We start from the raw sequence: 8,464 nt of genomic DNA, 5'->3' as shown, positions 1-8,464 counted from the left end.
GGATGTGCTGGGGGTGGCGGAACCCAGGGGGGCTCGAGCGGGCTTTGGATTTGCCCAGCCTGCCCTCACCTCACCCCGTATTCGCCTGCTGCCGGGGCCGCAGTACAGCCGGGAGGCCATGCGGGCCCTGTGTGCGGCGCCCTACGAACTGGTCTCGGGTGACCGGATGGGGCTTCGCCTGGCGGGGCCGGAGGTGCCGGGCGGCGAGCTGATTAGCGAGGCCACGCCGCTGGGAGCGGTACAGATAACCCCCCAGGGGCAGCCCATCGTGCTGCTTCAGGATCGGGGACGCCTTGGGGGCTATGCCAAGCCGGCCCTGGTGCACCCCGCCGACCTACCCAGGCTGGCGCAGATGCGCCCCGGACAAACACTGAGATTTGTGATGCACCATGCCCCAGCTTGAAGGGTGATGCCCGCTGAACCCGGCCCCCTGAACCCGGATAGATGGCCTCGAGGGGCCCTGGAGAATTCCTCATCCCATGTCGGGCGTATTTTGCGCAGGCGGGGTGTCACTACCTTCTCCAGCCCCAGAGCAACCACATAGTCAGAAAACCACAAGGCACACTCCCCTCTCCCCTTGTGGGGGGGGTTAGGGTGGGGGTTGGATTTTTTGCCCTACGCAAGTCAAGCAACGAGGCTCGGACACCCTCACCCCCGCCTTCTCCCATCGAGGGAGAGGGCGCTTAAGGCAACTTTGCGGTTGCGCTATCTCCAGCCCAGGGAAGAAAGCGGAGTGTTTGTCTGGAAATGGTATGAGACCCTCCAGGCAGATGGTGCAAGCGGCGTCAAGCAGTGTCGGAAGCCCACCTGGCGATATACCCGCCGGGGGTAAGCATTCTAACGGTGGGCTGGACGGTTTACAGCACAATCCCAACTTGCCACAATATCCTGCAACGGGAATTGCCGGGGAGGTGCTTGTCGGTGGATGATACGGATACCCAAGTAAAACGCTATTTTCGTACCCATTTTCATCTGGCTGCGCCCCTTTCGCCGGGCCGCTTCGAAAGCGCGCTGGCCAGACGCATTGGCAGCCCTGCCCGACGAAGACCCATTCTGGAGGCGTGGAAAGCCTACCTAGGAGCCGAAGGGGGCAACCTGGAGGCGGTGCGAAGTTTTTACCAGGTGCTGCTCAGCCATCCCAAGGAGCGGCTCGAGGCCCTGGTGTATGCGATGCACCTCCCTTTTATTGAGCTTTACCTGCGGGTTTTACCCCAAACCTTACCGGCAGAGGGCCGGGTACTGGAGGTAGGTGCCTTCACCGGGGCCCTGGTGACGCTGCTGCAAGAGGCCCGGCCCGAGCTGGAGTGGCACGCCCTGGAGGGTGTTGCAGAGGCTGTCCGCCTGGGAAGGGCCCGCACCGGCGAGGCGGTGCAGTGGCATGAGGGGTGGTTCCCCGAGCAGCAAAACCTGCCGACCATGGATGCGGTGCTGCTGCTTTCCTGTTTGCCGGAAGGGTACCTGGGAGACTTGCCCTCGACCCTCGAGGAAGAGGCTTACCTGGAGCACTTTGACCTGCTTCGCCGTTTGCAGGGTCTGGCGGGATTGCTAAAGCCGGGGGGGTTGCTGGTCTATAGTCATGGCCCTTTTTTGGGCAAAAACCCCCAGGCGGTGATGGGGGCCCTGGAACAGATGGGCTTCGGTGATGTGCGGCTGATAGGGGAAGGGGAGTACGCTATTCTAACGGCCCAGATGCCCACGGATCTGCTTTTACCCGTGCCTGCACCGCAAGTTCGGCCCACCGATGCGGCTCCGGTTGCGGTCGAATCCAACCCCCTTCCAGACACAGAGGAGATCTGGGCCTTGCTCGAGCAGGGTGCTTATGCCCAGGTGCTGGAGCGCATACCCTCCAGCGTCGGGGGAGAGCTGGCGTATTTGCGCGGCCGGGCCCTCTGGGCTTTATCGCGCTTCGCCGAAGCCGACGAAGCCCTGGCACAAGCGCACCACCCCGAAGCCGAAACGCTGCGGGTGCTTTGCTGGGCCGAACTGGAAGAGTACCCAAAGGCCTTACCCCGCCTGGAGGAGCTTTCCAGCCGGGGAGGACGGTATAAGTTTGCCTTGGGCAAAGTTTACCTGGGCCTGGGGCGTTTGTCGGATGCGCTGCGACAGTTTTACGAGAGCGGCCTCCCCGAGGCCGAGGTCTACCTCAAGTCCACCCTCGAGCGTATCGAGGAGCGGGTGCTGCGCTTGTTTCGCGAAGGCGACTGGAGCGAGGCCAGCCGCCGGGTGGAGTTCGTCGAAGACCTATCGCCCGAACTGCTTACAAGAGGTTTGCTGCGGGTGGGTTTGCAGTCCGCATTGCAACAAGGCCTATGGGGCCGTGCGGCCCGCTACGCCCAGCGCCTTTATGTTCTGGGAGAGTCCCACGGGGCTTTGGGGTTGGCCCTGTCGGGCCTGAAGGTGCGAAGCCCCGAAGCACTGGACGGGGTACCGCTGGCCGACCTCAAGGAGGTAGAGCCCTACCTGACCGATGCGGTCGCCCGTGCCGAGGACGCCACCGCGCTCCTGGCTTTGGGGCTGCTGCGGCACCGGGAGGGGCGGTACGCCGAGGCGGTGCGCTACCTCGAGCGGGCCGCGCAGGCCTCCCGTGGCGAACCGGCTGGGCTGGCCTACCACCTATTGGCCCTCTCCAAGCGGTTCTTGGGCTATCCCATACAGGAGATTCTAGGCGATCACAAGCGGGCCCATGCACACCGGGCCTATCCGGTTCGACAGCTATTTGAGCTGGCTCAGGAAGCCCTGGAAGCCGGTGAGCCCGTGCTGGCCAAAGAGTTTCTGGGCCGGGTGCGAGAAGCGGGACTTCAACCTTTTGGCGAGATTGAGCCGGTGCTGAAACTGGTCGAGACCCTGGAGGGTCCCTGGGAGGCCTTTCGTATGCTGGCCCAGAGCCTGAAACAAACCCCGGAGCCTCCGCTGGAGCACCTCGAGCTGGCCTACCGGCTTTCGCGCAGCTTTTCCCAGAGCCAGGAGGCTGGGGCCGTGCGAGGGCAGTACCTGGCCGCGCTGTATAACGCCGGGCAAGCTTTGGGGGCCGAGGGGCTCTTGCTGGCCGAGCTAGCCCGCAACCCCGAAGCCCTGGAGGTGCTGTACGACCTGGCCGAACACTACGAGCGCACTGGGGCCTACCAGAAGGCCACAGAGATCTGGCGCAAGGCCCTGGATATTGCTTACTACTGGGAAAAAGACCTGGCACTTTCACGCGAAATTCTGCGTAACCTGCTTTTTTTGAACCCCACCAACCCTGAGCTTCAGCTATACCTGGAGGAGCTCAAGGCCACCTCGAGGGCCCTCGCTACCCTGGAGGGCACCCCGGATGCCCTGGCCGGCGTGACGGCCGAAAGCCTGATGCGCGAGGCGCTGCCCCGCTTTCATGGAGAGTATTTGATGGTGGTCGGGGGCCACACGCAGCTTCGAAGCCGCCTGACCCCTATCCTGAAAAACCAGGGCCTCGAGCTCGACTGGTTTGACTCCGACAGCCACGCCGCCGGGCGGGAGGTATTGCGGCGCATACAGAGCCGGCTCGAGCGAGCCCACGGCCTTATGATCATCAGCAGCTATGTGGGCCACGACCTCTCCGAGCCGGTGCGACTGGAAGCCGAAAACCTGGGGGTGCCGGTCTACATCACGCCTGGAAGGGCCAGGGGCATCACCGGATTCTTGCGGGCGGTGGCCGAGTTCGCCCCACAGGTTTTCAAACAGGCGCTTAAGAGGGGCTGAAAGCCTTTCTTGTGGGCGCCATTCATTCGAGGGGCAGTGATGTCGTTTTTACGAACCGTATCGGCCAGAGCCCGGGGCTACCTTTCCACCGAAGCCCTGGAAGCGTATCGTCGAGCGGGAGCTGGGGTCTACGCCTTGCTGGGCGAACTGGAAGCCTCACACCCAAACCCCTGGACGGCCGCCTTTTCCAGCCAAATCTACCTGTTGTGCGTCTGGAACGCTTTTGCCCTGCAAACCCTGGGGGATCAGATGCTGGCTGCCGACGAACGCCTCGAGCCCACCTCGCCCGGCCTGGTGCCCCCTCAAACCCATGCCCTGATACGAAAGTTCTACCAGGGGTCTGCCGAGTGGTTGGCATCTGCCAGAGAGGCCGAACAGGGTCGGTACCCCGAAGAAGAGCTGCCCGCAAGCCTGCCGCCCTGGGAAGGAGCCACCCGCTACCCCCGCGTTTTTCTGGAGGCCCTGCTCGAGGCTGCCCAGGCCCTGCAGCAACACGTGGAAGCCCGCTGGGGGGATTTCGAACAGTATCCGCTCCCAGGGGACAAAGCGCATTTGCTCGAGCGACTGCGGCAAAAACGGCGGCGGGCCCAGACCAAACTGGACTACACCCTTCGCCTCCTGAGCCCCCAGGGCACCTCGGTACCGTCCACCGTTGTCCAGCACCTTCGCCTGGCTGTGAGCAGCTACTTTCGCCTGGGGCAGTTTTTGGCCTTGCCTGTATTGCTAGACGGCAACCAGGGGCCTGACGTGCAGGATACCGGCAAGGTCGAGATTCGAGAGCGCTTGCTCCTACCCGAACCTGTGCCACCTCCTCCCATGCCATGGCGGATGACCGACCCGCGGGCCCGCCCCAGGCTCGAGCAAGACGGGGCGGTTCAGGCTGCACTGCGCGATATGCGGCAGGCCGACCCCGACCCCCAGACCACCCAGGCCATGTTTGAACAGATTCAAGCGGCCCTCGAGCGGGGCCTCATCGCCTATGCCCTGTCCCCCAATGGCCAACCCCTGGGGCCGCATCGTTCGCCGCCCTTTGCTGCCGTGTATGTGGCCTTGAAGCCCTTGAAGCTATGGGGCCAGCAGCTCCAGGCCGGACAGCTTTTTAGCTTCGAGACCTATCGCCTCTCCAGAGGAGGTACCTTTCGACGGGCCCTGGTGGTTTACCCGGAGTCAGTGGATTCCATGCTTTGATTTGGTGCCGGCCAGCAACCACAGCCTCCTGGTCTTTTCCCAAGATTTTGGATTTTGAACCGGCATAATAAACCATTGCAGGCTGAGGCAGTTTATACCAGATTCGGTTAGTTCGTCACCCTTTGGTGACGAACTAACCCGACCGAAGTTATCCGCGTAGCGGAGGGCGATACCGCCCCTTGGAAGGGAGACGCTCTCTTCGCCGACCGACAGTGAAGGGCCATCGGCCCCCGGCTAGCGCCGGTACTCAAGGGAGGGGTGTGCTCTAGGATTCAAAAAGACAGCCTCTGGTGTTTTTGGCTTTGTAAACTGTCTTTTTGAATCCGGTATTAGACAGCGCTGATGTTTTTTGTCTCCTGGGTAGACCATAAGAACTGTGCAGCAACGATCATCCAAGCACGGCCAGGTACCGCTCGGCCTGACGAACCGCTTCCTCTACGCTGGGCTGTCCGCCGGGGTAGAAGAGCGCCCGGCTGGCCGAGTTCAGCAACCCCGCTCCACGGAGGGCCTCGCCTCCCTGGGCCCCTAAACCTGGCAACAGCAGTAAGGAGTGTGGCAAGCGGCTCCGAATTTCGCCAATTTGCTCGGGATAAGTAGCCCCCACTACCGCCGCCACGCGCGACCAGTCGCCTACCCGCTGCTGCTCGGCCTGTTGGGCCAGATAATCCGCCACGGCCTGGTAGAGGGTGCCCCCGCTGGCCAGGGGTAAATCCTGGAAAAGCCCGGAGCCTGGATTGGAGGTCTTGACCAGTACAAAAACCGCGCCCCCCGATTGTCGGGCGGCTCGGAAAAAGGGTTCCAGGGCATCGCTCCCCAGATAAGGGTTCACCGTTAGGGCCGAGCCGGGGTAGGTTTGCAGGTAAGCCTCTGCATACGCTTCGGCGGTGGAGCCGATGTCGCCGCGCTTGGCATCTATAATCACCGGCAAGGAGAGCACCCGGGCTGCGACAATCAGTTCGTGCATCAGGGCAAACCCCTGAGGCCCCAGGGCCTCGAAAAAGGCCGTTTGAAACTTGACTGCACCAAGCCGGGGAGCCAGGGCTTCCATGAGCTCCAGGGAGTAGCGGCGGATGTGGGTCAGGGGCTCCGGCCCGTGCAGTCTGGGCCGGGGGTCAACCCCCAGCACCAATGGGGGGCGCCCTACAACCTCTTCCACAAACTCCATGTACATGAGCCTACTCTTTGTCACCTGAGATGCAAAGTAGCCCTGATGCAGGATTCATAAAGATACCGGCCTGCCGATATTGCGCCCCAGATGCTCCAATCGTGTTTGCAACCTGGTCTGGCCGCACACTTGCGGCTGCTCTAGCCGTCGAGCCACTTCAGCTCGAGCCTCGCTTCCCAGTAGCCGACCTCGAGTTTCTGCACATTGCGTACCACGGGCCGCCGCCACTCCAGCTCTACCTTGGGCGAGAGAATGCCGAGTTCTTCCAGCAGCCGGATGACCATGGGCTCCCGGGCCTCGTTGGAGCCGCTTTCCACCTTGAACGCAATCCCAAGGTTGCCCCAACGGGTGTTTCGCAGAGCCATGCCGTAGTAGCCGTCGGCGCCGCGCTTGGCAATCAGTTGGGGCAGGTGTTGCATCAGCACGGTGTCGATGCTGTGGGGGCCTGCCACCAGGTCGGGGTGCTGTCGCATGGCCTGAAAAATGGCCTGCAAACCCTCCTGGTACTTGGGTGGGGCAGCCGCTGGCTCTGCCAACAGGGCAAACATGCGGGCAGCAGAGGCCAGGGGCAGCACGAAGGTGGGCACGCTGCATCCATCCACTCCGTAAGGGATGTGCGCTTGACCCGAAAGTTCGCGCAGGGTTTGCAGATTGAGCTGCTGCACCGGGTGTTCGGGCTGCTCGTAGCCTTTGGGGTCGGCCCCCAGCGCCAGAGCTGTCGCCAGCATGCCGGTATGTTTACCCGAGCAGTTGTTGTGCAGTACGCTTGGGGGCTGGCCTGCCTGCTGCAGGGCCTTCCTGGCTATGGGGTCGAAAGGCAGGTGGGCGCCACAGGCCAGGTAGCTTTCGTCCAGGCCAATCTTGCGCAGGTAGTTGGCGGCCATGACCACATGCGGCTCCATGCCGTCGTGGGAGGCGCAGGTCAGGGCCACCTCGGCCGGGGTGATGCCAAAACGCTCGATGGCCCCACTCACATAAAGGGCCAGGGCCTGGAAGGGCTTGGCCGAGGAGCGCATATGGGCGGCCAGATGGGGGTTGCCACAGTAGGCCAGCAGGTTGCCCAGGGGCCCCACCATGGCCAGCGAGACCTTGTGCCGGTTTTCGATATGGCCCCCGCGGTAGACGTAGGTATAAGCATCCATTGCCCATAGCCTATCGCTTTGCCGAGGTGTTGATAAGCCATTCGCAAGGGATATCGGGCTGCCTTACCCCAAAAAACCATCTTTTCTGGCCGCCCCCTGCTACCCTGATGGCATGCAGAAGCTATGGGCGGTGTGGTTGGTGCTGGGTTTGTCGGTGGCGCAAGCCCCACAAGCGGCGGTGCTGCTGCGCTTGAACGATGCGCAGAATGCCGTGGTGGTGGGGGCTTTTCAGGCAGGACGCTTTACCCAGGCGGAAAAGCTAACCCGCCTCGAGGCCCGGCGCTACCTGGTGTTTGGGCCCCAAGGCCGTATCAACCAGGCCCAGGGAGCTGGAGGGTTAAAAACCCCGGATATCTGCGACTGGAATCGGGAAACGCCCCTGACGCTGCTCGAGCGCCGCGCTATACAGTACCCCGCTTACGCCCTCTCGGCCTCCTGGAACCCCCAGCCGCGCCCGGTGGCCTCGTTTGCATCTGCGGCTGCCCACCTGCAGGCGGTGGGGGTCGAACTCAACCGCTTGGGTATAAAAAAGGCCCCTAGCGTTACCCAGGCCCTGCGCACCGACCTCGATGGCGACGGACGCGACGAAGTTATTCTGAGCGCCAACCAGCCGGGTTTCTCTATCAACCAGGGCCAAATCGAAGGTCGCTATGCCCAGGAGGTGGGGGATTATGGCCTGGTGCTGGTGCGCAAGCTGCTGAGCGATACCGACCTGCGGACGTATGTGCTGGAGGCGACCCACCTCGAAAAACCCTTCGATGGCACCGAGGGGATGCCCACCGTGATTACCCGCCGGGTTGGGGCCATCCTCGACCTCGATGGTGATGGCAAGATGGAAATCATCACCGAGGACTGGGTGCACGAGGGCTGGGGCAGCAAGGTCTGGCGCTGGGACGGAAGGCGGTTTGTAAAGGTGCTCGAGTGGGGCTGTGGGGTTTGAAGCGCAAGGGTTTGTAGCCGGCTTTTTGCAGAGAGCAAACCGAATCGGGCAGGCCAGAACCTGAGGCTGTTCTGGAATTCATGCTACACAAAGCCAACCTGCTTTCTTAACCCCGCAGACGCCCTTCGCTTTTGATCGTGCAGTGTGATATCAGATTCGATTGATTCGTTACCATTCGGTAACGAATCAACAGGGCCGAAGTTATCCGCGTAGCGGAGGGCGATACCGCCCCTTGGAAGTTATCCGCGTAGCGGAGGGCGATACCGCCCCTTGGAAGTTATCCGCGTAGCGGAGGGCGATACCGCCCCTTGGAAG

Annotated in this window: 5 protein-coding genes and 1 pseudogene; 4 read left to right on the top strand and 2 right to left on the bottom strand. The window is 62.5% G+C overall.

The features are described 5' to 3' along the window. From Mhypo_RS16230 to Mhypo_RS16220, 3 genes and pseudogenes are all read left to right on the top strand, one after another. Nucleotides 1-403 (top strand): annotated as a pseudogene (locus Mhypo_RS16230) (biotin-dependent carboxyltransferase family protein); the annotation flags it as partial. A gap of 518 nt (nucleotides 404-921) precedes the next feature. Continuing rightward, nucleotides 922-3,714, top strand: a complete 2,793-nt coding sequence (locus Mhypo_RS16225) for a DUF2325 domain-containing protein (protein WP_119342297.1) — start codon at nucleotides 922-924, stop codon at nucleotides 3,712-3,714. 39 nt (nucleotides 3,715-3,753) lie between these two features. Then, nucleotides 3,754-4,902 (top strand): hypothetical protein, encoded by a 1,149-nt coding sequence (locus Mhypo_RS16220; protein WP_119342296.1) that lies wholly within the window; start codon nucleotides 3,754-3,756, stop codon nucleotides 4,900-4,902. Between the two features lie 388 nt (nucleotides 4,903-5,290). On the opposite strand, the gene pyrF is transcribed toward Mhypo_RS16220, so the two are convergent. Together pyrF and Mhypo_RS16210 are read right to left on the bottom strand one after the other, a co-directional pair. Then, a complete protein-coding gene (gene pyrF, locus Mhypo_RS16215; RefSeq protein WP_119342298.1) occupies nucleotides 5,291-6,067 on the bottom strand; it encodes an orotidine-5'-phosphate decarboxylase in 777 nt (258 codons plus the stop codon). A gap of 140 nt (nucleotides 6,068-6,207) precedes the next feature. After that, nucleotides 6,208-7,209: an asparaginase gene (locus tag Mhypo_RS16210; protein WP_119342295.1), complete on the bottom strand. Its 1,002-nt coding sequence runs from the start codon at nucleotides 7,207-7,209 to the stop codon at nucleotides 6,208-6,210. A gap of 112 nt (nucleotides 7,210-7,321) precedes the next feature. On the opposite strand from Mhypo_RS16210, the gene Mhypo_RS16205 reads away from it, so the two are divergent. After that, entirely contained in the window at nucleotides 7,322-8,149 is an 828-nt protein-coding gene (locus Mhypo_RS16205; RefSeq protein WP_119342294.1) for a hypothetical protein, read from the top strand. Nucleotides 8,150-8,464: the final 315 nt, after the last annotated feature.

The sequence above is a fragment of the Meiothermus hypogaeus genome (genome assembly GCF_003574035.1).
Classification (GTDB): Bacteria; Deinococcota; Deinococci; order Deinococcales; family Thermaceae; genus Meiothermus; species Meiothermus hypogaeus.
Note: the sequence above shows the minus strand (reverse complement) of the source record. Positions and strands in the feature narration are given on the sequence as shown.

What these genes read in the sequence shown, in the direction of transcription:
- Mhypo_RS16210 (WP_119342295.1), bottom strand. Translation starts at nt 7,209, where the DNA reads ATGGATGCTTATACCTACGTCTACCGCGGGGGCCATATCGAAAACCGG.
- Mhypo_RS16220 (WP_119342296.1), top strand. Translation starts at nt 3,754, where the DNA reads ATGTCGTTTTTACGAACCGTATCGGCCAGAGCCCGGGGCTACCTTTCC.
- Mhypo_RS16205 (WP_119342294.1), top strand. Translation starts at nt 7,322, where the DNA reads ATGCAGAAGCTATGGGCGGTGTGGTTGGTGCTGGGTTTGTCGGTGGCG.
- pyrF (WP_119342298.1), bottom strand. Translation starts at nt 6,067, where the DNA reads ATGGAGTTTGTGGAAGAGGTTGTAGGGCGCCCCCCATTGGTGCTGGGG.